The following is a 25154-nucleotide window of genomic DNA, read 5'->3' on the forward strand; positions in this document are numbered from 1 at the left end:
GGAACTAGGAGGAACACACATGTCACGTGCTGTCGGAATCGACCTCGGCACCACCAACTCCGTGGTGTCGGTTCTCGAAGGCGGCGAGCCCGCCGTCATCGCCAACGCTGAGGGGTCGCGGACCACTCCGTCGATCGTCGCGTTCGCGCGCAACGGCGAAGTCCTCGTCGGACAGCCGGCCAAGAACCAGGCCGTCACCAACGTCGACCGCACCATCCGCTCGGTGAAGCGCCACATGGGCGACACCGATTGGACCGTCGAGATCGACGGCAAGAAGTACACCCCGCAGGAGATCAGCGCCCGCACGCTGATGAAGCTGAAGCGCGACGCCGAGGCCTACCTGGGTGAGGACGTCACCGACGCGGTCATCACCGTGCCGGCGTACTTCAACGACTCGCAGCGTCAGGCCACCAAGGAGGCCGGCCAGATCGCGGGCCTCAACGTCCTGCGCATCGTCAACGAGCCCACCGCGGCCGCTCTGGCCTACGGTCTCGACAAGGGCGAGAAGGAACAGACCATCCTGGTCTTCGACCTCGGTGGCGGCACCTTCGACGTCTCGCTGCTCGAGATCGGCGACGGAGTCGTCGAGGTCCGTGCCACGTCGGGCGATAACAACCTCGGTGGTGACGACTGGGACGAGCGCATCGTCGAATGGCTCGTCGACAAGTTCAAGGCCAGCTCGGGTATCGACCTGACCAAGGACAAGATGGCCATGCAGCGTCTGCGCGAGGCCGCTGAGAAGGCGAAGATCGAACTCTCGTCCTCGCAGAGTACCTCGATCAACCTGCCGTACATCACCGTCGACGCCGACAAGAACCCGCTCTTCCTCGACGAGCAGCTCTCGCGCGCTGAGTTCCAGCGCATCACGAGCGACCTGCTCGAGCGCACCCGCACTCCGTTCCAGGCCGTCATCAAGGACGCGGGCATCGCGGTCAGCGACATCGACCACGTGGTGCTCGTCGGCGGTTCCACCCGCATGCCTGCCGTGACCGACCTGGTCAAGGAGCTCACCGGTGGTCAGGAGCCCAACAAGGGCGTCAACCCGGACGAGGTCGTCGCCGTCGGCGCCGCCCTGCAGGCCGGCGTCCTGCGCGGCGAGGTCAAGGACGTGCTGCTGCTCGACGTGACCCCGCTGTCCCTCGGCATCGAGACCAAGGGCGGCGTGATGCACAAGCTGATCGAGCGCAACACCACCATTCCGACCAAGCGGTCGGAGACCTACACCACCGCTGAGGACAACCAGCCGTCGGTGCAGATCCAGGTGTACCAGGGTGAGCGCGAGATCGCCTCGCACAACAAGCTGCTCGGATCGTTCGAGCTCGGCGGCATCGCGCCTGCACCGCAGGGCGTTCCGCAGATCGAGGTCACCTTCGACATCGACGCGAACGGCATCGTTCACGTCACCGCGAAGGACAAGGGCACCGGCAAGGAGAACAGCATCCGCATCCAGGACGGCTCGGGTCTGTCGAAGGACGAGATCGACCGGATGATCAAGGACGCCGAGGCTCACGCCGAAGAGGACCGTGTCCGGCGCGAGGAGGCCGAGACCCGCAACCAGGCGGAGTCGCTGGTCAACCAGACCGAGAAGTTCCTCAAGGAGAACGAGGACAAGGTCCCCGCCGACGTCAAGGACAAGGTCAACGCGGCCATCACCGGAGCCAACGAGGCGCTGAAGGGCACCGACACCGGCGCCATCCGCAGCGCGATTGAGAAGCTGTCGGAGGAGTCGCAGGCCATGGGCCAGGCGATCTACGCGGCGGCTCAGGCCGAGGGCGAGGCCGGTGCGGCCACCGGTGACGCCGGAGCCGACGACGTCGTCGACGCCGAGGTCGTGGACGATCCCGCCGAAGGTGAGAACAAGTGACAGCCGGTAACAACGCCGGGGAGAACACCGCCGAAGAGCCGGTGACGGTGACCGACAACCGCCGCGTCGACCCGGAGACGGGTGAGGTGCGCGACGGCGCGGGAACCCAGCAGGCTGAAGCCGCCGCGGATGACGCGGCGGCCCAGCCGGCCGGCGACCAGGCCACCCCGGCCGATGCGCAGGTGGCGGAGCTGACCGAGGCCCTGCAGCGGGAGCGCGCGCAGTTCGCGAACTTCCGTCGCCGCAGTGCCGAGGAGCAGCTGCAGGCCGTCGACCGCGGTAAGCAGATCCTCGTGGAGAAGCTGCTGCCCATCCTCGACGACCTCGACCGCGCCCGGGACCACGGAGACCTCGACGAGGGCCCGCTGCGGGCGTTCGCCGACAAGCTGGTCGACGTTCTCTCGGGTGAGAAGCTGGCGAAGTTCGCGGAGCCGGGCGAGGAATTCGACCCGGAACTCCACGAAGCCATTCAGAATGATGGCAGCGGGGACACCCCTGTCATCGGCAACGTCTTCCGGACGGGCTACCGCCTGGGAGACAAGGTGATCCGTCACGCCATGGTGACGGTCACCGACCCGGCGCCGAGCGACGCTGCGCCGGAGCAGTGATGCGAGCGCGGGGTCGCCGTTGCACGGCGGCCCCGCGGCCCCACTGCCACCGTGTGTCCGAACAGGAGCGACACATGACAACCACAGACTTTTCAAGGAGGTGACGCCTGATGGCTCCCCAGCGTGAATGGCTGGAACGCGATTTCTACGCAGACCTCGGCGTTTCTTCCGACGCCAGTGCCGACCAGATCAAGAAGGCTTACCGGAAGCTCGCCCGTGAGTTGCACCCGGACGCCAACCCGGGCGACACGGCGGCCGAAGAACGCTTCAAGAGAGTGTCGGAGGCGCACAGCGTGCTCTCCGACGAGACCAAGCGCCGCGAATACGACGAGGCCCGGACCCTGATGGCCAGCGGCCGGTTCCGCGGCGGCAACGGTTTCGGCGGCGGAACGCCGGGCGGTGCCGGCGGATTCGACTTCGGCGACCTGTTCGGCGCGGCCGGCGGTGCGGGCGGGGGCGGTGGCCTCGGCGACATGCTCGGCGACCTGCTGGGCGGACGCGGCGGCGGCTTCGGCGGGTCGGCCGGCGGACCCCGCCAACGGCGCGGCAACGATCTCGAGACCGAGACCACCCTCGCATTCCGCGACGCGGTGCAGGGCACCACCGTGACGCTGCGCGTCACGAGCCCGTCGCCGTGCACCAAGTGCCACGGCAGCGGCGCACGGCCGGGCAGCAGCCCGCGCACGTGCCCCACCTGCAACGGCACCGCCTTCGTCACGCGCAACCAGGGGCACTTCGGATTCTCCGAACCCTGCCCCGACTGCCAGGGCACCGGCACCAAGATCGACGATCCGTGCCCGGACTGCCAGGGCACCGGCATCACCGTGCGCCCGCGGACCATCAACGTCCGCGTCCCGCAGGGCGTGGAGGACGGTCAGCGGATCCGGCTCGCCGGGCAGGGCGAGGCCGGGATGCGCGGCGCGCCGTCCGGCGACCTGTACGTGACCGTGCACGTGATGGCCGACAAGGTGTTCACCCGCAGCGGCAACGACCTCAAGGTCTCACTGCCGGTGTCCATCTCGGAGCTGATTCTCGGAGCGACCATCTCGGTTCCGACGCTCGACGGTTCCGTCGGCGTCAAGATCCCGGCGGGCACCTCCGACGGACGGACCCTGCGGCTGAAGGGCCGCGGTGTGCCGAAGCGATCCGGCGGATCCGGTGATCTGCTGGTGACGGTGAAGGTCGCGGTGCCGACCAAGCTCGACGACGCGGCGACCGAAGCGATGAAGAAGTATGCGGAGGCCGAACGGGCCAGTGGATTCGACCCCCGCGCAGGATGGGGGCGGTGATGACCCATGGCAGTCGACGATCGAGGAGACCGGTCGCGCAATGACGACGTCGGCGACGCCGCCACGTTCATGATCTCGGTGGCGGCGGAGCTGGCCGGCATGCACGCCCAGACCCTCCGGACCTACGATCGGCTGGGTCTGGTGACCCCGCAGCGCACGCGCGGCGGCGGGCGTCGCTACTCCAACCGCGACGTCGAGATGCTTCGCGAGATCCAGCGGTTGTCGCAGGACGAGGGCGTGAACCTCGCGGGGATCAAACGGATCATCGAACTCAGCGACGAGGTGGAGGCCCTGCGCCGACGGGTCAGTGACCTGACTCGGCAGATGGAGTCGGCGTCGCGGGCACGTCACGGAGAACTGGTTCCGGTGCCCCGCACCAACGCCCTCGTGGTGTGGCAGCCGCGGGGAAAACGGAGCCGCTGACGCGGTAGCACCACGACGCGATAGAACCACAAGGCCGCCGACCGCCGTCGGCGGCCTTGCCCGTTTCGGTTCCACTATCCTCGGCGGCGTGTGCCCCGAGCACCCACCGTCTATCGAGAGGTCCCCATGAATCTGATCCACGCCGCAGGCCGCGCCCTCACCGGCATCCCGTACATGATCCTGGGCTACGACGCCGCCACGGCGCCGGGTGCCCGCGTCGAAGCGGCGTCGCCGCTGCTCGACAAGATCCGGACCGTGATCCCGCTGCCGACCGACAACGAGACGATCGTCCGGGCCAACGGTGCCGCCCAGGTGCTGGGCGGCGCGATGATCGCCACCGGTCTCGGTGCACGGCCCGGTGCGGTCCTGCTGGCGGCGTCGCTGGTTCCGACCACCTTCGCCGGGCACGCCTTCTGGGAGATCGACGATCCGATGCAGCACAAGATGCAGCAGATCCAGTTCCTGAAGAACGTGTCGATGCTCGGCGGTGCGTTGGCAGTGCTGGTCGCGTCCCGGCATCAGTCGTAGGCAGTGCCCGGTCCCGGGCGGTCAGTTCAGCGGGTCGTGCTGGATCGCGTCGGGATTCACGCCTGCGGCCCGTAGTCGCAGCGCGGTGTGGAAGACCATCGGGGCCGGGCCGGACAGCAGCACCTGGCGGCCCCGCCAGTCGGCGTACGTCGCGGCCACCTCGCCGACGCGGCCGTAGCGCACTTCGAGCCCCCAGCCGCGCGGATCGGTGCCGCCGGTGAGCCACCACGGGTCCTCGGTGTTCTCCGTGACGGCGGTGACGCGCAGCCACGGATTCGCGCCGGCCAGCTGTGCGAGCACGCCGAGCTCGTACAGTTCGCCGGGATTCTGTGTTCCGTAGAAGAGGTGGACCGGAGCCGGCTCGCCGAAGCGGGCGTGGTCGATCAGCAGCGCGCGCAGGGGAGCGAGCCCGGTACCGCCGGCGATCAGCAGCGCCGGTCGCGCCGGATCGATGTGCATGGTGCCGTGGCGCTGTGCGAAGGTCCACACGTCTCCGACCGCGGTGTCTCGCACGATGGAGCCGCTGACCCGGCCGCCCGGCACCGCTCGGACGTGGAACTCCAACTCGCCCTGCGGGTTCGAGGGAATGGCCGGGGAGAAGTTGCGCCAGGTCCGGGGCCACTGCGGGATCTGCGTCTCGAGGTACTGGCCGGCGGCGTACGGGGGGTGCGGTCCATCGGCGATCAGCCGGATCACGGCCCGTTCGCGCGTGATCCGGAACTTCTGCACCACGCGGGCGTGCCAGCGCGGGGGACCCTCGGCGCTTTCCGCGGCGCCGCGCATCACACCGGTGGTCAGGAGCATCGCCTGCCCGACGGTCTCCTCCACCTCCGGTGTCCAGCGGTTGCCGAAGGCGAACTGGAACTCCGACATCAGGGCGTCGTAGATCAGCCAGTAGTGCTCGCTGACGACGCCGAACTTGCGGTGGTCGCGGCCCAGCTGCGCGAGGAAATCGACCAGCTCGCCGTGGCCGTCCGGTGCCCCGATCGCGTCGAGCACGTGGTCGATCACATCCACGAATGAGGCTCGGAGAGTGCCCATCTCGGCCGGAAACAACTCTCGGAGGCTGGGCCGCATCGCGAACAGCCGGGCGAAGACGCTGCTCGCGAAACGGTCGGGATCGCTCGCCAGGAGTGCCCGGGTCTGCGCCAGGATCGGCTGCTCGGGCTGAGTCACTCTTCCTGCTCGCTTTCCGCGTCGTCGCTGGTGTTCACGGGCCGCCCGGTGCCGGGCGTGGTCCACTGTAGTCGGCGTGACCGACTGGCCCCGATATTGTTCGGCGTGCCGCTTGTGGGTTGTGGCACGCTAGCGGTGTGACGATGCTCGGTGGACTGCTCCCTGGAATCGTCGACGCGCACGTCCACTACTTCAACCCCACCCGGTCGTCATGGGCGCTCGCCCGCTTCGCGCGGCTGTCGGCGCCCCGGCTGCGACGGTTCGTGCCCACGCCGGCCCTCTCGCTCGCCGCCCGCGTGGGCACCAGCGCCGACCGCCTGTACGGTCTCGATTCGAGCATCCTGACCTCAGCTTACGAACCGGCGCAGTATTCCAGCGACGCCGTCGCACTGCTCTCCATCGCGGGCGTCGGTGTGGAGAGCGTGGTTCAAGTGGAGTCGCACTGGCGGCCGGCGAGGGACCCCGAGTCGCTGATGAACTCGTCGTTCGACGAGCTGAAGTACCTCACGGCGCTTCCGCACGGTCAGAAGGGTCCGGCGCTCGGCGCCACGGTCACGGCAGCCGACCCGCGACATCCCCTGTTCGGCGCCGCTCTCGACCGTCAGCTCGCGTACTCCGACCGCGTTCGCGCCGTCCGGTTCAAGTGGGCGCGGCACGCCGATCCCGAACTGCCGGACTGGTGCGACGAACCGGATGTGGTCGCTTCGACCAGCTTCCTCAAGGGATTCGAGGAGCTCGCCGAACGTGATCTGGCGTTCGTCTCGGTGGCCTACTCCCATCAGCTCGGGCAGCTGGACATGCTCGCCCGGCGGTTCCCCGACACCACGATCATCGTCGAGCACATGGGGATGCCCGCGGGTGCGTTCGGACCGGTCGGCGCGCAGACCGGCATGACGGCTGCCGCGCGTGCCGAGATCCTGAGTCTGTGGCGCGAACGCACCGCCATGATCGCGAATCGGCCGAACGTGGTGGTCAAGGTCTCGGGACTGGGCCTCGCGCTCCTCGGCTACGGCCGGGAGACGTCGGGCACCATCGCCAGCCGAGCGGTACTGGCCGACATGGCCGGGCCGCTGGTACTGCATCTGGTCGACCGGTTCGGTCCCGACCGCGTGATCTTCGGCTCCGACTCCCCGGTCGACCGCCCCAACTCGCCGATCGGCATGACGGTCGGCGCACTGCTCGACGTCCTCGGCGACCGCGGCGACCACCTGTTGACGCAGCTCTTCGCGGGGAACGCCAAGCGCATCTACCGATTCTGAGACGTCAGCCGGCGCGTCGACGAGGTGCCGAAGGGTGTGCCGCCGGATAGAACGTGTTCTAGAGTCGGGGGCGAGATCACACCTGAGAGAGGTATTCGTGGGCAAGTACGTGGTGACCGGCGCGGCGTCGGGAATGGGACACGAAGTGGCGCGACGCCTGCGGGCGGACGGGCACGAGGTGATCGGCGTCGACCTCGCGGACGCCGACGTGGAGGCGGACCTCTCGACGAGCGCAGGCCGGGCACATGCGGTTCGCGCGATCATGACCCGGGCCGGCGGCAGGCTCGACGGCGCCGTGTTCGCCGCCGGGGTGGGCGCGCTGCGCGGCAAGGAACGGCTGACCGTCGAGGTCAACGTGCTCGGCGTCACCGAACTCCTGATGGGTCTGCAACCCGAACTGGCCGCGGCCGACAAAGCCAAGGTGGTGGTGTTCGGCTCCAATTCGACGACGTCGACGCCGTTTGTGCCGCGCCGGGCCGTCAGACTGCTGGAGGCGGGCGAGACCGAGAGAGCTGTGCGCATCGTGCGCCGGATGGGGCCGCTGTCGGGACCCGCGGCGTACGCGGCGTCGAAGATCGCGGTGAGCCGCTGGTGCCGGCGGCACGCGGTGTCCGATCAGTGGGCCGCCGCGGGTATCCGCATCAACGTCATCGCTCCGGGGCCGGTGCTCACGCCTCTGCTGCGCAAACAGCTCGCCAGTTCGACGGCCGCTCAGGTGCGCTCGTACCCGGTGCCGGTGCGTGAGTACGGCACGCCCGAGCAGATCGCCGACTGGGTGATGATCATGCTCTCGCCCGCGGCCGACTTCATGACCGGTTCGGTGGTCACCGTCGACGGCGGCACCGAGGCGCTGCTGCGGACCGACGACTGGCCCGCCCGTCTGCCGCTGCGGCGCGTCCCGCGGATGCTGTCGGCGTTGCGCAACGCACCGAGGAAGGGGCGGGTCGCGGACTACTCCGACGTCTGATCGGCCTTGCACGGAAGACTGAGAGTGCGGTCGACGATGCGGCGCATCGCCCATTCGAACTCTTCGGGGCCGGCATCCGAGCACTGGTAGCCCACCAGGACCATCAGCGAATGCGCGGCGATCTGCTCGGGCTCGTCGGGGTCGGCGATCAGGTCGCCGACGAACTCGGCGACGGCCTCGCACCGGGTCCGGTCCACCTCTCGTACCGCGGCGGCGACGTCGGGGTCTTTCGACGACCAGACGCGCAGCGCCCGCTCGGTGTGGTGCGGCAGATTCCGCGACGCCTCGACCACTGCGAGTATCCGGTCCACCGGGCTGCCGATGGTGCGCAGCTGTGCCACCACGTTGGCCGTCGCCTCGGTCTTCCAGTGCTCGATGAGCGCGGTCTCGAAGTCCCTCCAGCTCTTGAACGAGTGGTAGAAGCCACCGGTGGTGAGACCGGTCTCCGCGCACACCGTCGACTGTTTGAAGCCGCCGTAGCCGTCGCGGGCGAGGACGCGCAGGCCGGCGTCGAGGAACCGGGAACGGAGCGGGTCGAGCGCGGACGGTGATTCGGACATGGCCCGATTGTCGCACGTCGCCGGTGCCCTACAGTCGTGGTGACCTCGGCCGTACCACGGCCGCACCCGCAGGCGAAGGGAACCGCAGCGATGATCTCCGACCACCGAGGCCAGGTATTCACCACAGTCGAGGACCTGGTGGAGGCGATGCTGTCGTCACGGCCGCCGGTGGTGCTCGACGTGCGCTGGCAACTCGGCGACGACGCCGGCCACGACCACTACCGGACCGGGCACGTGCCGGGCGCGGTGTACGTCGACCTCGACACCGAACTGGCGGCACCGCCCTCGCCTGCCGCGGGCCGACACCCGCTGCCCGACCTCGCCGACCTGCAGGCCGCGGCCCGTCGGTGGGGCATCGACGTCGGGTCCCGGGTGGTGGTGTACGACGACTGGGAGGGCAAGGCGGCGGCGCGCGCCTGGTGGCTGCTGCGCTGGGCCGGGCTGGCCGACGTCACCGTTCTGGACGGCGGTCTGGCGGCATGGAAGTCCGCGGGCATGCGCGTCTCCACCGGAGATGCGACTCCGCGCGTCGGCAATGTGGTGCTGTCGGGCGGGCATCTGCCGGTCGTGACGATCGACGAGGTCGCGGCGCGCGACGGTTCGGCCGTCCTGCTCGACGCCCGTGCGCCCGAGCGTTACCGCGGCGACGTCGAGCCGGTGGACCCGAGGCCCGGGCGCATCCCCGGTGCGGTGAACGCCCCGGCGGGCGCCAACGTGACCGCCGACGGCAGATTCAAGCCGTACGGCGAACTCGCCGACCACTTCCGGGCACTCGGCGCCGACCGGGACGCCGTCGTCTACTGCGGCTCGGGCGTCACCGCCGCGCACACGATCGCCGCCCTCGCATCGATCGGGGTGTCCGCGGCGCTGTATCCGGGGTCGTACTCGCAGTGGTCGGCCGATCCGGACCGCCCGGTGGAACGCGGCTGAGCGCGCTATCGCGCCTGGCTCGCACCCGCCAGGCGCGAACGCAGTGCACTCTTGTCGATCTTGCCCACCGAGGTCACCGGTAGGGCGTCGACGGTGTGCAGACGGTCGGGCAGCTTGAACGACGCGAGGCCGCGCTCGGAGAGGAAGGCGCGGACGTCGGGCAGCGAGGGTGCGGTGCCGTCGCGCCCGGGCACCACCACCGCGCAGATGAGTTCACCCAGCGCGTCGTCGGGCAGGCCGACGACGGCGGTGTGCGCGATCCGCGGATGCGCCAGCAGGTGCTCTTCCACATCGTCGGCGGCCACGTTCTCGCCGGCTCGGACGATGGTGTCCTTGATGCGACCGGTGACGGCGAGGTGCCCGGATGGAAGCCGGCGCACCAGATCTCCCGATGAGTAGAAGCCGTCGTCGGTGAACGACCGCAGGTTGTGTTCGGGCGCCCGGTAGTAGCCACGGATCGTGTACGGTCCGCGGACCTGCAGTTCGCCCTCCTCGCCGTCGGGCACCGGCCGGCCGGCGTCGTCGACTATCCGGACCTCGTCGAGCGGACTCATCGGCAGCCCCTGGCTCACGTGCACCAGATCGCGTGGATCGTCGGCCCTCGTGTAGCAGATCAGACCCTCGGCCATGCCGAAGACCTGCTGCACCACCGGGCCCATCGCGGCGTCGATCGCGGCCGCATCGGGTGCGGCGAGTTTGGATCCGCCCACCTGCAGCAGTCGCAGCGAGGAGATGTCGGCGGGCTCCCATTCGGTTGCCGCGCACCACAACTGGGCCAAAGCGGGGACCAGCGCGGTGACCGTGACCCGGTATCGCTCCACCACGTCGAACGCCGAGTCGGGGCTGGGATCCTGGGTGAAGACGGTGCGGCCGCCCGCTGCGATCATCCCGAGCAGTCCGGGGCAGCAGAGGGGGAAGTTGTGCGCTGCCGGGAGCGCCGCGAGATACACGTCGTCGGCCGTCAGTTCGGCGACGGTGGCCGAGGTGGCCGCGTTGAAGGCGTAGTCGTTGTGCGTGCGCGCGATCAGCTTCGGCAGTCCGGTGGTGCCGCCGGAGACCAGGAAGAGCGCGGGCAGATCGGGATCGACGGTGACCGGCGGTCGGGCGTCGGCATCGGGCAGCGGGGCGAACACGCCGGGATCGCCGTTGACGAAGACGTGCTCGACGGACGGGACGCGGTCGCGCAGATCGGCGGCGAGCCCGCGGTAGTCGTAGCCGCCGCGAACGTCGTCGCACAGATAGGCGCGCGCCCCGGAGCCTGCGGCGAGATGAGCGATCTCGGTGATCCGGTGGGCCGGCAGCGCCATGACGGGCACGATGCCCGCGCGCAGGAGGCCGAACGCAGTGGCGGCGAACTCGACGGAATTGTGCAGCTGCAGGACGACGCGCTCTCCGGGCTTCAGACCCGCGCCGATGAATCCGGCCGCACGGCGGTCGGCGGTGGCGAGCAGTTCGCGGTAGGTCAGGGTGAATCCGGTGGCCGCGTCGGTGACCGCGGGGCGGTCGGGATCGGTGGCGGCGCGGTCGGCGAGCGGTGCCCACAGGGGGCGATCGTCGAATACGCCCGCGGCGCGGTAGAGGTCGGCGCGATCGGGCCGATGGGGTGCGAACCCGGTTTCGAGAGTGTCCGCTGAAGATGGCATGCTCGGTCCTAGCTCTAGTTGACGAGGGCAGCCTAACCTACGAGTCGCGGGTGATGTAGATTAGCCTCACCTAATTTCCTTGCGGATCTCCGCTGTGAACGATGGGACTGAACAATGGTTGTGGCACCTGCTTCTCCGGTGGGGGACGCGCCCGTCGACGACGATCTGGCCGCGCGGGCCGCCGCGGTGTGCGGCGCATGGGCGTCGTCGGGTGAATTCGGTGAGTACGTCGTCTACGAACGAGACGGACGCTGGACGTTCGCCGCTCGTCCGCAAGCACGCATCATCCTCACCAAGACCATGGTCATCGTCGATCCGGCGCCCGGAGACGACCACTGCACGCCTCGTGAGATCGCCTGGGACGGCGAACCCGCGGCGGCACTGAACCAGGCGCTCACCGGGCTGGGTCTGCCCCGGTGGCGGCTGTACGGCTGGGTCGGATTCGACTACTGCGCGCCGCACTACGGCCTGCTCGACCGCGTCCGTGACGACGTGGTGCTCGCCCATCTGATCGTGCCCGGGCTCGAGGCCTTCGTGGACGCGGACGGGATCTCGGCACCGGGGGCCGACGAGGCCACTCTCGCGCGACTGCGCGAACTCGCCGATCTGCCGGTCCACGCCGGCGGGGAGGAGTCGATCCGCCGGGCGGAGCCCGTGGAGATCGATGTCTCGGCCGACCCCGACGACTACCGCGGCCGGGTCGCGACGGCCGTGCGCGAGATCAACGACGGCCGATACCAGAAGGTGATTCTGTCCCGCAGTGTCGATGTGGGCTTCGACGTCGACATCCCCGCGACCTACGTCCGCGGCCGCAAGAGCAACAACCCCGCGCGGTCGTACCTGCTGCATCTCGGCGGACTCGAGGCCGCCGGTTTCAGCCCCGAGTTGGTGGTCGCCGCCGACGGTCTCGGGTCGGTGGTCACCGAACCGCTCGCGGGTACCCGTGCCTTCGGCCGCTCGCCGGAGGCGGACGCCGCCGCCCGCGAAGACCTGCTCTCCGATGAGAAGGAGATCGCCGAACACGCGATGTCGGTGCGCGCGTGCTTCAGCGAGATCGAATCGGTGGCGCTGCCCGGCACCACCGCGGTGAACGAGTACATGGTGGTCCGTGAACGCGGCAGCGTGCAGCATCTCGCGTCCACGGTGTCCGGGAGGCTCGACCCGGCTGCCGGACCGTGGCGGGCGCTGGGCGTGCTGTTCCCGTCGATCACCGCCTCCGGCATCCCCAAGGCACCCGCCCTCGAGGCGATCTACCGGCTCGAACCCGCGCGTCGCGAGCTCTACTCCGGCGCCGTCCTGATCGCCGATTCGAGCGGTGAACTGGAGGCGACGCTGGCGCTGCGCACCATCTTCGCTGAGGGCGATCGCGTGTGGCTGCGCGCCGGCGCGGGGATCGTCGGGCAGTCGCGCCCCGAGCGGGAGTTCGAAGAGACCTGCGAGAAGCTGGCCAGCGTGGCCCCGTACGTCGTGCGGGCGGCGCGGTGAGCGCGCCGACCGACCGGCCGACGGCCGCCGCAGTCCGCGAGGACGTCGCCGCGCTGCTCGACGTCGATCCGGCCACCATCACCGACACGGACGACCTCATCGGTCTGGGCCTGGACTCGATCCGGATGATGCGGCTGGCCGGCGGCTGGCGCAAGAGCGGACACGACGTCAACTTCGCCGACCTCGCCGCCCGCCCGACCGTCGCCGACTGGGCGGTCATGCTCGGCGCAGACCCGGCGGACGAAGCGGCTTCCGCGCCTGCCGAGTTCGACGAGTCGGCGTGGTCGGAGGCGGCGTTCCCGCTGGCGCCCATGCAGCACGCGTACTGGGTCGGACGCACCGGTGCCGCCGACCTCGGCGGTGTGGCCGCGCACCTGTACGTCGAGTTCGACGGCGCGGGTCTGGACCCCGACCGGCTCGCCGCGGCGGCGCAGGCGCTCGCCGCCCGCCACGGCATGCTCCGCGCACGGTTCCGTTCCGACGGACGCCAAGAGGTGCTCGACACTCTGCCGCGACCGGCGCTGACGGTCGACGATCTGCGCGAGGCCGTACCCGGCGAGATCGACCGGATCCTCGAGCAGCGGCGCGAGGCCAAGAGCCACCAGGTCCTCGACATCGCTGCCGGACAGGTCTTCGACCTCACGCTCACTCTGCTTCCCGGCGGTCGCCACCGTCTGCACTTCGACATCGACATGCTCGCCGCGGACGCGATGAGCTACCGCACCCTGCTGCGCGACCTGGTCTCGGCCTACGACGGTGCGCAACTGCCGCCCCTGGCCATCGAATACCGCGACTACCTGCGGCATCGGGCCGAGCATCCGGATCCGGCACGCGCCGCCGACCGCGAATGGTGGACCGCACGGCTGCCTGACCTGCCGGGCGGACCGGTCCTGCCGACCCGCCCGCCCGGGCAGTCGCAGAGCGCTGCCCCGCGGGTGCGGCGGATGAACCACTGGCTCGACGCTCGGGCCCGCGAACGTCTTCTCGCCGCAGCACGCGAGCGCGGAGTGACGCCGGCGGCGGTCGTGGGAGCGGTGTACGCCGCGAGCGTCGGCGCGTGGTCTGCCACACCGCGTTTCCTGCTGAACGTGCCGCTGTTCCAGCGAGTGCCGATGCACGACGAGATCGAGTCGGTCTCCGGAGACTTCAGCTCCTCGATCCTGGTGGACGTCGACCTGAGGACGCTGACCGAACCAGGCCGCGGGTCGGTGCTCGACCTCGCGCGCGAGGTGCAGCGACGGATGCACGAAGCCGGTGCGCACAGCGCGTACGGCGCGCTCGAAGTGCTTCGCGACCTCGGCCGTCTGCGCGGCGAGACGGTGCTGGCCCCGGTGGTCTTCACCAGTGCGCTGGGGCTCGGCGAACTCTTCGCCGACGAGGTCTACGACCGGCTCGGCGAGCCCGCGCACATCGTCTCGCAGGGCCCGCAGGTGTTGCTCGACGCCCAGGTCACCGAGGTGGGCGGTGGCCTGCTGACCAACTGGGACGTCCGCATCGACCAGTTCCCAGACGGCGTGGTGGAGGCCATGTTCGAGCACTTCACCAATGCGCTCGACCGGCTCGCCGCCGCCGATTCGACGGCGGGCTGGCTGGCCGAGGCGCTGCCGCACCTGCCCGCTGCCCAGCGGGCGGTCCGATGCGAGGTCAACGACACCGCGGCGCCGACCTCCGGGCGTGTGCTGCACGAAGGCTTCTTCCAGATCTCGGCCCAGCACCCCGATCGCACCGCGCTCGTCTGGCGCGACGGGAGCGCCACCTACGGTGAACTCGCGGCACAGGCGCTCGCCGTGGCGGCCGCGCTGCGGTCGGCGGGAGTGCGGCCGGGCGATGCGGTCGGTGTGCAGATTCCCAAGGGCTACCGCCAGGTGATCGCGACGCTCGGCGTCTACGCCTCCGGTGCCGTGTGGGTTCCGGTCACCTACGATCAACCCGCTCCGCGGCGTTCGGCCATTCTGCGGACCGGCGAGGCGTCGCTGCTGCTGACCGACGGGGTCGCGGCACCAGACGCACTGGACGTTCCGGCGCTGGAACTGAGCGACGCGATGGCGGCGGCACCGCTGTCGGGCCCGTACCTGCCCGACCCCGAGGCAGTGGCATATGTGCTGTTCACCTCGGGTTCCACCGGTGCTCCCAAGGGCGTCGAGGTGCCGCACCGGGCGGCGATGAACACCATCGACGACATCAATCAGCGTTTCGGCGTCGGCCCCGACGACCGATCGCTCACGGTCGCGGCACTGGAGTTCGACATCTCGGTGTACGACATCTTCGGCCTGTACAGCGCGGGCGGAGCGGTGATCGCCGTCGACGCCGACGACGCCAAGGACCCGGCGGCGTGGCGCGAACTCCTCGTGACCCACCGCGCGAGCATTCTGACCTGTGTCCCCAGCGCGCTCGACATGTTGTTGACGTTGGCGGAGACGGAGGCCGACGGTGCGGCGCTGGGTGATTCGCTGCGCGCGGTGCTCCTCGGCGGCGACTGGGTGGGCGCCGATCTCCCGGACCGACTGCGCGCACTGGCCCCGCGGGCCCGTTTCGCCGGTCTCGGCGGAGCCACGGAGATCGCGATCCACGGCACCGTGTGCGAGGTGACCCGGGCGCCGGAGCACTGGACCAGCGTCCCGTTCGGGACACCGTTGAACAACGTGGCCTGCCGAGTGGTCAGCGAACTCGGTGCCGACTGCCCCGACTGGGTGACCGGCGAGCTGTGGGTGGGCGGCGACGGCGTCGCGCACGGCTACCGAAACGAGCCGCAGCGCACCGCGGAACGGTTCGTGGAGTTCGAGGGCCGCCGGTGGTATCGCACCGGTGACCTCGCGCGCTACTGGCCCGACGGCACGATCGAGTTCCTGGGCCGCGCCGACAATCAGGTGAAGATCCGCGGGTTCCGCGTCGAACTCGGCGAGATCGAAGGTGCTCTGCGCTCGCTGCCCGACGTGCGGCATGCGGTGGCGGTGCTGATCAAGGGGAACGGACCGGTCACGCTGGCCGCCGCGGTGGCACCCGAACCGGGTGCCGCGCCGTCACCGGAGGGCCTGCTCGCCGGGCTGGCCGGACTGGTTCCGGCGTACATGGTTCCGGCGGTGCTCCAGGTCCGGGACGAGCTCCCGCTGACCGGCAACGGGAAGCTCGACCGCGCGGCCATCACCGCGAGTCTGAGCGGCGCGTCCGACGTCGGCGCGCCCCGGCGGTCGCCGGAGACCGATCTGCACCGCGCTCTGCTCGACATCGTCGCCGGTGTCCTCGGCGGTGATCGCGAACTGGGCATCGACGACGACTTCTTCGCCGCGGGCGGCGACTCGGTGCTCGCCACCACCGTCATCGCCCGGATCCGCGACCTGCTCGACGCGCCGCAGGCCGGGGTGGCCGACATCTTCGCGGCGCGGACCGTGGCGGAGCTGGCGCGCCGACTCGACGCCGCCGACGAGCGGGCGGGACGGCTGGAGCGCGTGGCGACGATCTACCTGGAGATCGCCGCGATGGACGATGAGGAGTTGATGGCGCAGTGACCGTGAACCGCCCCGACGCCGGAGCGTCCGACGCCTCCTCCGCCGGCACGCTGGTGGCGATCGGCGCCGGACCCAAGTCGCTGTCGGTGGCCGCCAAGGCCAAGGTGATGGCCGATCTCGGCCTGCCCGCGCCGCGCGTGGTGATCGTCGACCGGTACGGGGTGGGCGGCAACTGGCTTCCGCTCGGCGGCTGGACCGACGGTCGTCACCGGCTCGGCACCAGCCCGGAGAAGGACCTCGGCTTCCCGTACCGCGGCGCGCCGCACCGCACTCATGCCGCGCAGATCAACGCGGGAATGCTGGAGTACAGCTGGATGGCGTTCCTGGTGGCGCATCAGACGTACACCGAATGGATCGACCGCGGCCGGCCCAACCCGCACCATCACGTGTGGGCTCGCTATCTGGACTGGGCGGCGGCCAAATCGGGGGCCGAACTGCACATCGGCACGGTGGAGCGCGTCCGCGTGGTCGACGGCGGATGGAGCGTCGACTTCCGCACGTCGGACGGCGGTCTCGACAGCGTCGACGGCGACGGACTGCTGGTGACCGGACCGGGTTCGAGTGACGAGCCGCTGCTCGACGATCCCCGCGTACTGTCGGTGGCCGGTTTCTGGGATGCGGTGTCGCGCAGGGCGATTCCGGCGTCGTCGCGGGCCGCGGTGATCGGCGGCGGTGAGACCGCGGCGTCGGCGCTGGACGAGTTGGTCCGGCACGAGGTGATGTCGATCTCGGTCATCTCACCGGCACCGACGATCTACACCCGCGGCGAGAGTTACTTCGAGAACTCGGTGTTCTCCGATCCGACGGGGTGGCCGTCGCTGCCCGCGGCGGAGCGGCGCGATGTGATCCGCCGGACCGACCGCGGCGTGTTCTCGGTGAGCGTGCAGGAGAACTTGCTGGCCGACGAGCGGATCCACCACCTGCGAGGCCGAGTGACCGCCGCGCGACGGGTGGGGGAGTCGGTGGCGTTGACCCTCGGCAACCCAGGCCGGTCGGCGGCCGAGCACTCGTTCGATCTGGTGGTGGACGCGACCGGCGGTCGACCGCTGTGGTTCCTGGACCTGTTCGACGCCGAGAGCGTCGACGAACTCGAGCTGGCGCTGGGCGGACGGCCCGACCTACCGCGTCTGGAGACGGCGATCGGGCACGATCTGGCGGTCGAAGGGTTGTCGCAGGCGCTGTATCTGCCGAATCTGGCCGGCTTCGCGCAGGGCCCCGGTTTTCCGAATCTGAGCTGCCTCGGCGAGCTCTCCAATCGGGTATTGCGCAGTGCGGTGGATCGGTCGGCGGCGCGGACGGGAGCGAAGCGATGAGTGCGTCCGATACGGGATACCGCATCGAGCGCGAGCTGACCGACGTCTCAGACGCGGTGCGCGAGGCGGGCGCCCCGCCGGTGCCGTCGACGATCGGCGCGTTCGCATTGCGCACGGTGGAGCCAGGGGGAGCCGACCCGGCACTGCTGGAGGAGTGGTTCGCGCGGCCGCACCTGGTGCAGACCTGGGAACAGGAATGGTCCGCGGCACGCTGGCGGGACGACGCCCGGTATCGCCTCGACGGCGACTACTCGCGGCCGATCATCTTCTCCCGCAAGGGCATTGATGCGGGGTACCTGGAGATCTACCGCGTGGCGCGCGACGAGATCGCCCGCCTGTATCCGGTGGACCCGCACGACCTCGGTCTCCACGTCGCGACGGCTGATCCGGAGTTGCTCGGCCGCGGGGAGATCTCGGCGTTCATCCGCGAACTCGCCGACGCACTCTTCGCCGCCGATCCCGACTGTCGTTGCATCGCCGTGGAACCCGCGTCGTCGAACACTCCCATGCGCCGAGCCCTGACCAAGCGCGGCTGGACCGATCACGGCGAATTCCAGGTCCGCCCGGACCGCCGTATCGCCCTCCACCTGCTCCCCCGCGAGAGGAGCTCCCCCCATGCCTGAGCACCCCTCACCCAGGCTTGTTCAGCGAGCGGCTCCCCCCAGGCTTGTTCAGCGAGCGAGTCCCCCGAGGTTTGTTGAGCGAGCGCAGCGAGTCGAAACGATCACTCGCGCAGGCTGGGACCGCCCCGCGTGTTGTGGACTCAGCCTGCGCCCGGTGGTTTCGACTCGCTGCGCTCGCTCAACCAGCCTGGAGGGTGGCTCAACCGGCCTGGGCTTGAGTGTTCGTCCAGCGGGCAGCGTGGCTCTCTCCAGGTTTATTGAGCAAGCGAGTCTCCCCAGGTTTGTCGAGCAAGCGAGTCCCCCGAGGTTTGTTGAGCGAGCGCAGCGAGTCGAAACGATCACTCGCGCAGGCTGGGAGTGCTCCGCATTTTGTGGACTCGGCCTGCGTCCGGTGGTTTCGACTCGCTTCGCTCGCTCAACCAGCCTGGAGGGTGGCTCAACCGGCCTGGGGTTGAGTGTTCGTCCAGCGGGCAGCGTGGCTCTCTCCAGGCTTGTTGAGCGAGCGAGTCTCCCCAGGTTTGTTGAGCGAGCGAGTCCCCCGAGGATTGTTGAGCGAGCGCAGCGAGTCGAAACGATCGCTCGCGCAGGGTGGGACCGCTCCGCGTTTTGTGGACTCAGCCTGCGTCCGGTGGTTTCGACTCGCTTCGCTCGCTCAACCCGCCTGGAGGCTCGCTCAACAAACCTGGAGGGTGGCTCAACCAGCCTGGCGGCTCGCTCAACCAGCCTGGCAATGAGGGCTTGCTCAACCAACATGGCGATGAGGACTCGCTCAACGGGCCCCGGCATGAGGACCTGCTCGACCACTGAAACACCGCACGACTTTGGGAACAAGAGATGACTACACCCGCGACCACTCGCAAGGCACCCGCACTCCGGGCGTTTCACAAGCCGGCCGACGCCGACGCGCCGATCCTTCTCGTCTTCCCCCACGCGGGCGGGGGAGCGTCGTCGTACCGTGACCTGTCGGGGCGGTTGTCGGCTCACTTCGACGTCCGCGTGATGCAGTATCCGGGACGGCAGGACCGGATGCGCGAGGACGCCGCGACCGGACTCGGAGAGTTGGCGACCGAAGCCGCGGAGGCCTTCACCGCCACCGCCGACTTCGCCGACCGTCCGGTGGTGGTGTTCGGGCACAGCATGGGCGCGATCGTCGCCTTCGAGTTCACCCGACTGCTGGAGGCGCAGGGCACGACACCCCGACGGCTCATCGTCTCAGCGGCTACCGCGCCGAGCCGAGTGGCTCAACTGCCGAAGCATCCCGACTCCGACGAGGACCTGCTGGCACACCTGACGGGCCTGCAGGGCACCGGCGGCGCGGTGATGGGCAGCGACTCGGTGATGCGGATGGCGCTGCCGGTGCTCCGAGCCGATTACCGGGCGTTCGACGCCTACGACTGCGCCGCCGACGTGCGGGTGTCGACCCCGATCCAGGTGGTCGGCGGAGCGGACGATCCGGTGATCCGGCCGCACCAGCTCCACTCCTGGTCCGACCACGCCCACGAGGTGGAGGTCAGCCTCGTCGACGGAGGTCACTTCTACCTCAACGAACATCCGGACGCGCTCGTCGACCTGCTGGTGCGGACCGCGACGGGCGGAGGAACCCGGTGACCGCGCACCACCCGCACGTCGCCGGAGGAGCGGATTCGGCACCCGACGACGCTGTCGTGATCGCGGGCATGGCGGTCGAGGCGCCGGGCGGCATCGACACCCCGGAGGACTTCTACGCAGCCCTCGCCGCCGGCGAGGACTTGATCGGGCCGATGCCCCGCGACCGCGGCTGGCCGGTGGACCAACTGCTTTCCCTCGACCGCGTTCCCGGTTGGGGTGCCGTGCCCGACGCCGGTGGATTCCTCGACGGCGCAGCCGAATTCGACCCCCAGTTCTTCGGTCTCAGCCCGCGAGAGGCGACGGCGATGGATCCGCAGCAGCGGGTCGCGCTCCGGGTGGCCTGGCGGGCCGTCGAGAACGCGGGCGTCAACCCCGCAGCCCTCGACGGCCGGGAGATCGGAGTCTTCTTCGGAGCTTCCGGCATGGAGTACGGACCCACGGTGGCAGCCGTGAACGACTACTCCGGCCACCGGATCGCCGGAACCGCACTGGGTTCGGTGTCCGGACGGATCTCGCACGCCCTCGGACTGACGGGCCCGGCGATCACCGTCGACACCGCGTGCGCGTCGTCGCTCACCGCCGTGCATCAGGCGGCCGCAGCGATCCGCTCCGGCGAATGCGACTGGGCGATCGCCGGCGGCGTGTGCGTGATGGGGTCGCCGGGAGCGTTCTTCGAGTTCTCCCGCAACAATGCGCTCGCCGCCGACGGACGGTGCCGCTCGTACTCGGCGGGGGCCTCCGGCACCGTCTGGGGCGAGGGCGCCGGCGCGGTGATTCTGGAGAGCGCCGGCGCGGCCCGGTCCGCCGGACACCGCATCTACGGAGTGGTGGCCGGATCGCGGGTGAACCACAACGGTTCCGGGGCGCCGATCGTGGTGCCGAGCGCGGACGCCCAGCGCCGGGTGATCGCGGGCGCACTCGCCGCCGCCGGCGTGGACGCGGCACAGATCGACCTGATCGAGGGGCACGGAACCGGCACTCTGGGCGACCCGATGGAACTCGACGCGCTCTCGGCCGTCTACGGCGCCGCCCGGGCCGACGACCGTCCCGCCGCCGTCGGGTCGGTGAAATCGAACGCCGGACACGCGCAGGCGGCGGCCGGAATCCTCGGTCTCGTCAAAGTCCTGCAATGCGGCCGGAACGGCACGATCGTCGGCACGCGGTTCGCCGACGAGCCGACCGACAAGATCGACTGGGACACCGCCGGGCTGCGACTGCCCGCCGCCACCGAACCCTGGCCGGCGCGCGACGGCCACCGTTTCGCCGCCGTCTCCAGCTTCGGCGTGTCCGGAACCAACGCCCATCTCATCGTCGACATGCCGGAGGCCCCGAATGCCTGACACGCCTCAGACCGGTGCGCAGTACCTCTTGCCCGACGGTCGCATCCCGGTGGTCGTCTCCGCGGACGCCGAAGACCAGCTCGGCCGGTTCGCGGCCTCCATCGCGCGCTATCTGCGGGCGCATCCGGCCGTCGACGCGCAGCGGGCGGCCGCATATCTGCTCGACGCCCGGCCGGTCCGCCGACACCGTGCGATCGCGGCGGTCGCCGACCGCGATGAGCTGCTGGGCGCACTCGATGCGCTCGCCGCCGGCCGATCGCACCCCGCGGTGGTCCGCGGGACCGCCGCCGCACACCGCTTCGCGTACGTCTACCCGGGCCAGGGCAGCCAGCGGCCCGGCATGGGTGCGGTGGACTACGACCGCTCCGCCGCCTACCGCGCCGCCGTCGACGAGTGTCACGCCGCCTCGCTCAACCTCTTCGGAACGTCGCCGATCGACTACGTCCTCGGCCGCGGCGACGCGGAACAGACCGACGACGTGCGGGTGGTGCAGCCGGCGCTGTTCATGCACATGCTGGGTCTGACGGCAATGTGGGACGCGGCGGGCGTCCGACCGTCGATGACCGTGGGACACAGTCAGGGCGAGATCGCCGCGGCGGTGCGCAGCGGCATCGCCAGTCTGCGCGACGCGCTGATCGTGGTGACCGTGCGGGCACGCGCGGTGGACGCGGTGGCGCCCCGCGGGTACACGATGGCCGTCGTCGGAATCAGTCTCGACGAGGCCGAGGCGCTGCTGGCCCGCAATTCCGGATGGATGGAATTGTCGGTGGTGAACTCCGAGCACATCCTGTGCGTGTCGGGGGAACGGCAGGCGGTGCTCGGGCTGATCGCCGCGCTGGAGGCCGAGGGCAAGTTCGCCAAGGAGATCCGCGTCGCCTACCCGGCGCACACCAGCATCGTCAGCAAGTTCGCCGACGAGTTCCAGACGGCGTTCGACGCCTACGGTCTCGGCCGGACGTTCACCGATCCCCGGATCCCGTGCATCGGCGCCACGCTCGGGGAGGCGATCGAGCCGTCGACCCCGGTGCGCGACTACTGGTTCTGGAACCTGCGCAACCGCGTCCGGTTCGACCGAGCGGTTCACACGGCGGCAGACGCCGGAGCCGACGTCTACATCGAGATCGCCGAGCATCCGACGCTGGTGCTGGCGTTGTCGGAGACGCTGGCGGGCTCGCCCGATGCCACGATCCTGAGCACCCGCCGCCGCGAGTGCACCGATCACACGCTCTTCACTCGCAACGTCGTGACGGTCGCGGCCACCGACCTGACCTTCGACTGGTCGAGCTGGGAGGTGCGCGGGCGCACTCGCGGGCTCCCGCTGGAGGCCTTCCCGAACTCGCCGATGCGCAAGACCCGCCTGTGGGCCAGGCCGGACGCCGGCGTCGGAGACGCCGTCAACCGCCCGGGGTGGGCCGCACCGCCCGCCGACCACGACGTGCGTGTGCTCGACGTCCGCTGGCAGCGTCCGGCGAGCCGGCGCTCGGCTGCCCCGCAGCGCATGGCGGTGCTGGCGCTTCCCGGATCAGATCTGAGTCTCGCCGCCGGCATCTGCTCGGCCGCGCCGCAGCACGGCGCCGTGGCCTGGCAGGTACCCGACGGCGGTGCCGAGATCGGTGAGGTCGACGCCGCACTGGTGCTCCTGCCCGCGCGCGGCGACGACGTCGAAGCCGAGCTCGCCGCGGTCCTGGCGGGTTCGGCCTGGCGCGGCGGTCTCGCGGAACTCCCGCCGACCGTGTGGATCGTCAGCACGGGGGCGGAGACGGCAGTGGACGGCGACGTCGCCGACCCGGTGCACGCCGCGGCCGTCGCCGGACTGCGCTGCCTGGCCACCGAGCAGTCCGGGGTGCGCGTCGCGCAGCTCGATCTCCCTGCGCGGCAGCCGGTCTCGGCTGACGATGTGCTAGCGGCCGTCCATGTCGCGGGCGAGCCGGCGATCGCACTGCGAGACGGCGCGGTACTCGTCAAGCGACTGATGCCGACGGAAGCGGGGTCGGTCGCCGACCTCGATCTCACGCACGCCGTCATCACCGGCGGCACCGGGAAGGTCGGACTCGCCGTCGCCGAACGCTTCGCGCGCGACGGTGCGCGCCGGATCACCCTGCTCAGTCGTTCCGGCGGCGACGAGACGGCTCATCGCGTCGCCGCCCGGTTGTCCCGGCGTCACGGAGTGGACGTAGACCTGCGGCGCTGCGACCTCACCTCGGACACCGAGCCGGCGCAGCTGGCGGATCTGCCTCCGGTCACCACTCTGGTGCATGCCGCGCTCGACTACGTCGAGCGGCCGCTGTCGGAGATCACCGAGGCCGATGTGCGGCGCGCCGTGGATGCGAAGGTGAGCGGACTCGCCCGGGTTCTCGACGGGATCGGGGGCGCACCGCGGGTCGTGCTCTGTGCGTCGCTCGCAGCCACCCTTGGAGGCCGGGGACAGGCGCTGTACGCCGCCGCGAACCGTCTCCTCGAGGTGGAGGCCGCCCGGCTGCGGACGACCGGGGTGGACGCCGTCGCGCTCGCCTGGGGCTTGTGGGCGGTGCAGGGACCGCTCGACGCCGACGGGCTGGCGCGCGTCACGGCGACGGGCGTGGTGCCGATGGCGCCGACCGCGGCACTCGACGCGGGTCTCGCCGTTCACGGGGGCGATGCCGTGGTGATGGCGGCGTCCTGGCCGGACCTGCGCCATCTGTTGGAGATGACCGGGTCGGGCGTGCTGATCGAGGAGGTGCCCGATCGCGTCGGCGCACCGGAATCGGGACACGAAGAGGAGGCCGCGGCAGCCGACGCCGCGGTCGAGACGGAGCACACCGAAGAAGCCGAGACGGCGCCGGCCGAGGTACCGGAGACGCCGCCGGCACCTGCTCGATCGGGCGACTTGACGGCGAACCTGATCGACGAGTTGGCGGTCGCGATGGGTCTCGCGGCGACGGACATCGATCCCGCTGCGCCGCTGGTGGCGCTGGGTATGGACTCACTGCAGGCACTCGACTTCCGCAAACGGGTCCAGACCGCGCTGGCGTGCGACCTTCCGGTGGAGGCGATCCTGGGCGGCGCCAGCCTCGATGAGGTGGTTGCGTTGATGGACGAGGCCGCGTAGCGCTCGCGTCATCTTCCGGGTGTGGGGCGCGCAGCGAAACGGACGAATCCGTGACCAGGGTAACCGTACTAAGGCTAGACTTACCTTCTTAAGGTTTGGTTCAATTACCGCATGTATGACGAAGAGCAGGTCACCCAGCCGATCGCCGCTGAGCCGGCGCCGGCGGCCGAGGAGTCGGGCACGTCGATCAACTGGCCCACGGTGATGATGGCGGCGGGCATCTCGGCGGTCGTCTCGGCGATCGTGCTCTCCATCGGACTGGTCGGTCTGATGCTCAGCGACGTCGGCGGCAACCGTGCCGCGGCGCAGGAGGCCCCCGCCACGGTGGTGAATCTCGGTGCGCAGCAGACGCAGCCGCACGCCGCCGCCCCGGCGTCCGACAGTGCCGCCCCTTCGTCGGACGCCCCGGCCGCCGACGCTCCCGCCGCCGATGCGCCGGTCGCCGATGCGCCCGCCGCGGACGCTCCGGCGGCGCAGGCTCCGGCTGCTGCTCAGCAGCAGACGCCCACCGCGCAGGGGCCGACGAAGCCGACGGCCGCGCAACTGCAGGCCGAGATGGACTACCTCGCCTCCGGTGCCTCGAACGCGCAGAAGGCTCAGCGCCTGGAGGGCGGGGCCCGCGCGGTGAACCAGGCGCAGGGCATCCTCGGTCTGGCCGCGAAGTTCAAGCCGATGGGGCTGACTTACCGGATCGTCGACCCGGTGACGGTCAACGGCAACATCGCCAGCGCGCGTCTCAAGCTGTCCTCGCCCGGATACCAGCCCACCTACATGACGATGAAGTGGGTGTGGAAGGACGGGCGCTGGAAGCTCACCAACTCGTCCATCTGTGAACTCGGTTCGTACGCCAACATTCCCTGCAACCTGTAAGGACCGTTGGACCAGGAAGGACCCGGGGCGATCGCCCCGGGTCCTTCCTTTAGGTAAGGCTAGGCTAAAATCGA

At 70.3% G+C, this 25154-nt stretch carries 19 protein-coding genes; 16 read left to right on the forward strand and 3 right to left on the reverse strand.

Going from position 1 to position 25154, the window contains the following annotated elements:
* Positions 1-19: 19 nt before the first annotated feature.
* From dnaK to GSI01S_RS08235, 5 genes are all read left to right on the forward strand, one after another.
* Entirely contained in the window at positions 20-1864 is a 1845-nt protein-coding gene (gene dnaK / locus GSI01S_RS08215) for a molecular chaperone DnaK (protein WP_006896063.1), read from the forward strand.
* Complete coding sequence (grpE, locus tag GSI01S_RS08220; RefSeq protein WP_006896064.1) at positions 1861-2472, forward strand: nucleotide exchange factor GrpE; 612 nt, start codon at positions 1861-1863, stop codon at positions 2470-2472. Before dnaK ends, grpE begins: the two co-directional genes overlap by 4 nt.
* A gap of 110 nt (positions 2473-2582) precedes the next feature.
* The gene (gene dnaJ / locus GSI01S_RS08225) at positions 2583-3761 is read left to right on the forward strand and encodes a molecular chaperone DnaJ (protein ID WP_006896065.1); all 1179 of its coding nucleotides are present in this window, start codon (positions 2583-2585) and stop codon (positions 3759-3761) included.
* A gap of 6 nt (positions 3762-3767) precedes the next feature.
* Complete coding sequence (locus GSI01S_RS08230) at positions 3768-4184, forward strand: heat shock protein transcriptional repressor HspR (protein ID WP_006896066.1); 417 nt, start codon at positions 3768-3770, stop codon at positions 4182-4184.
* A gap of 126 nt (positions 4185-4310) precedes the next feature.
* On the forward strand, positions 4311-4712 hold the full coding sequence (locus GSI01S_RS08235) for a DoxX family protein (RefSeq protein ID WP_006896067.1): 402 nt from the start codon (positions 4311-4313) through the stop codon (positions 4710-4712).
* Positions 4713-4733: 21 nt separating this feature from the next.
* Here the strand turns inward: GSI01S_RS08235 and GSI01S_RS08240 are convergent, their stop codons facing one another.
* The gene (locus tag GSI01S_RS08240; RefSeq protein WP_006896068.1) at positions 4734-5888 is read right to left on the reverse strand and encodes an FAD-binding oxidoreductase; all 1155 of its coding nucleotides are present in this window, start codon (positions 5886-5888) and stop codon (positions 4734-4736) included.
* A 143-nt stretch (positions 5889-6031) separates the two neighbouring features.
* On the opposite strand from GSI01S_RS08240, the gene GSI01S_RS08245 reads away from it, so the two are divergent.
* Positions 6032-7147 (forward strand): amidohydrolase family protein, encoded by a 1116-nt coding sequence (locus GSI01S_RS08245; protein WP_006896069.1) that lies wholly within the window; start codon positions 6032-6034, stop codon positions 7145-7147.
* A 97-nt stretch (positions 7148-7244) separates the two neighbouring features.
* The gene (locus GSI01S_RS08250; RefSeq protein ID WP_006896070.1) at positions 7245-8114 is read left to right on the forward strand and encodes an SDR family oxidoreductase; all 870 of its coding nucleotides are present in this window, start codon (positions 7245-7247) and stop codon (positions 8112-8114) included.
* Here the strand turns inward: GSI01S_RS08250 and GSI01S_RS08255 are convergent.
* A complete protein-coding gene (locus GSI01S_RS08255) occupies positions 8099-8674 on the reverse strand; it encodes a TetR/AcrR family transcriptional regulator (RefSeq protein WP_006896071.1) in 576 nt (191 codons plus the stop codon). The genes GSI01S_RS08250 and GSI01S_RS08255 overlap by 16 nt on opposite strands.
* 90 nt (positions 8675-8764) lie before the next feature.
* On the opposite strand from GSI01S_RS08255, the gene GSI01S_RS08260 reads away from it, so the two are divergent.
* Positions 8765-9604 (forward strand): sulfurtransferase, encoded by an 840-nt coding sequence (locus tag GSI01S_RS08260; RefSeq protein WP_006896072.1) that lies wholly within the window; start codon positions 8765-8767, stop codon positions 9602-9604.
* 5 nt (positions 9605-9609) lie between these two features.
* Here the strand turns inward: GSI01S_RS08260 and GSI01S_RS08265 are convergent, their stop codons facing one another.
* A complete protein-coding gene (locus GSI01S_RS08265; RefSeq protein WP_006896073.1) occupies positions 9610-11247 on the reverse strand; it encodes a (2,3-dihydroxybenzoyl)adenylate synthase in 1638 nt (545 codons plus the stop codon).
* A 114-nt stretch (positions 11248-11361) separates the two neighbouring features.
* On the opposite strand from GSI01S_RS08265, the gene GSI01S_RS08270 reads away from it, so the two are divergent.
* The 8 genes from GSI01S_RS08270 to GSI01S_RS08305 all read left to right on the forward strand — a co-directional run bounded on the left by GSI01S_RS08270 (position 11362) and on the right by GSI01S_RS08305 (position 25080).
* Positions 11362-12732 carry a salicylate synthase gene (locus GSI01S_RS08270; RefSeq protein WP_006896074.1) on the forward strand — a complete coding sequence of 457 codons (1371 nt, stop codon included), beginning with the start codon at positions 11362-11364 and terminating at the stop codon, positions 12730-12732.
* On the forward strand, positions 12729-16238 hold the full coding sequence (locus GSI01S_RS08275) for a non-ribosomal peptide synthetase (RefSeq protein WP_006896075.1): 3510 nt from the start codon (positions 12729-12731) through the stop codon (positions 16236-16238). Before GSI01S_RS08270 ends, GSI01S_RS08275 begins: the two co-directional genes overlap by 4 nt.
* Complete coding sequence (locus tag GSI01S_RS08280) at positions 16235-17551, forward strand: SidA/IucD/PvdA family monooxygenase (RefSeq protein WP_006896076.1); 1317 nt, start codon at positions 16235-16237, stop codon at positions 17549-17551. Before GSI01S_RS08275 ends, GSI01S_RS08280 begins: the two co-directional genes overlap by 4 nt.
* On the forward strand, positions 17548-18174 hold the full coding sequence (locus GSI01S_RS08285) for a GNAT family N-acetyltransferase (RefSeq protein WP_006896077.1): 627 nt from the start codon (positions 17548-17550) through the stop codon (positions 18172-18174). The genes GSI01S_RS08280 and GSI01S_RS08285 overlap by 4 nt, the downstream gene beginning before the upstream one ends.
* 834 nt (positions 18175-19008) lie before the next feature.
* Positions 19009-19782, forward strand: coding sequence for a thioesterase II family protein (locus GSI01S_RS08290; RefSeq protein WP_006896079.1), 774 nt, complete (start codon positions 19009-19011; stop codon positions 19780-19782).
* Positions 19779-21122 carry a beta-ketoacyl [acyl carrier protein] synthase domain-containing protein gene (locus GSI01S_RS08295; protein ID WP_006896080.1) on the forward strand — a complete coding sequence of 448 codons (1344 nt, stop codon included), beginning with the start codon at positions 19779-19781 and terminating at the stop codon, positions 21120-21122. Before GSI01S_RS08290 ends, GSI01S_RS08295 begins: the two co-directional genes overlap by 4 nt.
* Complete coding sequence (locus GSI01S_RS08300) at positions 21115-24210, forward strand: SDR family NAD(P)-dependent oxidoreductase (protein WP_006896081.1); 3096 nt, start codon at positions 21115-21117, stop codon at positions 24208-24210. Before GSI01S_RS08295 ends, GSI01S_RS08300 begins: the two co-directional genes overlap by 8 nt.
* A 111-nt stretch (positions 24211-24321) precedes the next feature.
* Positions 24322-25080 (forward strand): MTB12 C-terminal domain-containing protein, encoded by a 759-nt coding sequence (locus GSI01S_RS08305; RefSeq protein ID WP_006896082.1) that lies wholly within the window; start codon positions 24322-24324, stop codon positions 25078-25080.
* Positions 25081-25154: the final 74 nt, after the last annotated feature.

This window comes from Gordonia sihwensis NBRC 108236, from assembly GCF_000333035.1.
In the GTDB taxonomy this organism is placed as follows: domain Bacteria; phylum Actinomycetota; class Actinomycetes; order Mycobacteriales; family Mycobacteriaceae; genus Gordonia; species Gordonia sihwensis.

Bases quoted from the DNA above. Each gene is read 5' to 3' on its own strand.
- dnaK (WP_006896063.1), top strand. From the start codon at position 20: ATGTCACGTGCTGTCGGAATCGACCTCGGCACCACCAACTCCGTGGTG.
- dnaJ (WP_006896065.1), top strand. From the start codon at position 2,583: ATGGCTCCCCAGCGTGAATGGCTGGAACGCGATTTCTACGCAGACCTC.
- GSI01S_RS08230 (WP_006896066.1), top strand. From the start codon at position 3,768: ATGGCAGTCGACGATCGAGGAGACCGGTCGCGCAATGACGACGTCGGC.
- GSI01S_RS08235 (WP_006896067.1), top strand. From the start codon at position 4,311: ATGAATCTGATCCACGCCGCAGGCCGCGCCCTCACCGGCATCCCGTAC.
- GSI01S_RS08245 (WP_006896069.1), top strand. From the start codon at position 6,032: ATGCTCGGTGGACTGCTCCCTGGAATCGTCGACGCGCACGTCCACTAC.
- GSI01S_RS08255 (WP_006896071.1), bottom strand. From the start codon at position 8,674: ATGTCCGAATCACCGTCCGCGCTCGACCCGCTCCGTTCCCGGTTCCTC.
- GSI01S_RS08260 (WP_006896072.1), top strand. From the start codon at position 8,765: ATGATCTCCGACCACCGAGGCCAGGTATTCACCACAGTCGAGGACCTG.
- GSI01S_RS08265 (WP_006896073.1), bottom strand. From the start codon at position 11,247: ATGCCATCTTCAGCGGACACTCTCGAAACCGGGTTCGCACCCCATCGG.
- GSI01S_RS08270 (WP_006896074.1), top strand. From the start codon at position 11,362: ATGGTTGTGGCACCTGCTTCTCCGGTGGGGGACGCGCCCGTCGACGAC.
- GSI01S_RS08285 (WP_006896077.1), top strand. From the start codon at position 17,548: ATGAGTGCGTCCGATACGGGATACCGCATCGAGCGCGAGCTGACCGAC.
- GSI01S_RS08290 (WP_006896079.1), top strand. From the start codon at position 19,009: ATGACTACACCCGCGACCACTCGCAAGGCACCCGCACTCCGGGCGTTT.
- GSI01S_RS08300 (WP_006896081.1), top strand. From the start codon at position 21,115: ATGCCTGACACGCCTCAGACCGGTGCGCAGTACCTCTTGCCCGACGGT.
- GSI01S_RS08305 (WP_006896082.1), top strand. From the start codon at position 24,322: ATGTATGACGAAGAGCAGGTCACCCAGCCGATCGCCGCTGAGCCGGCG.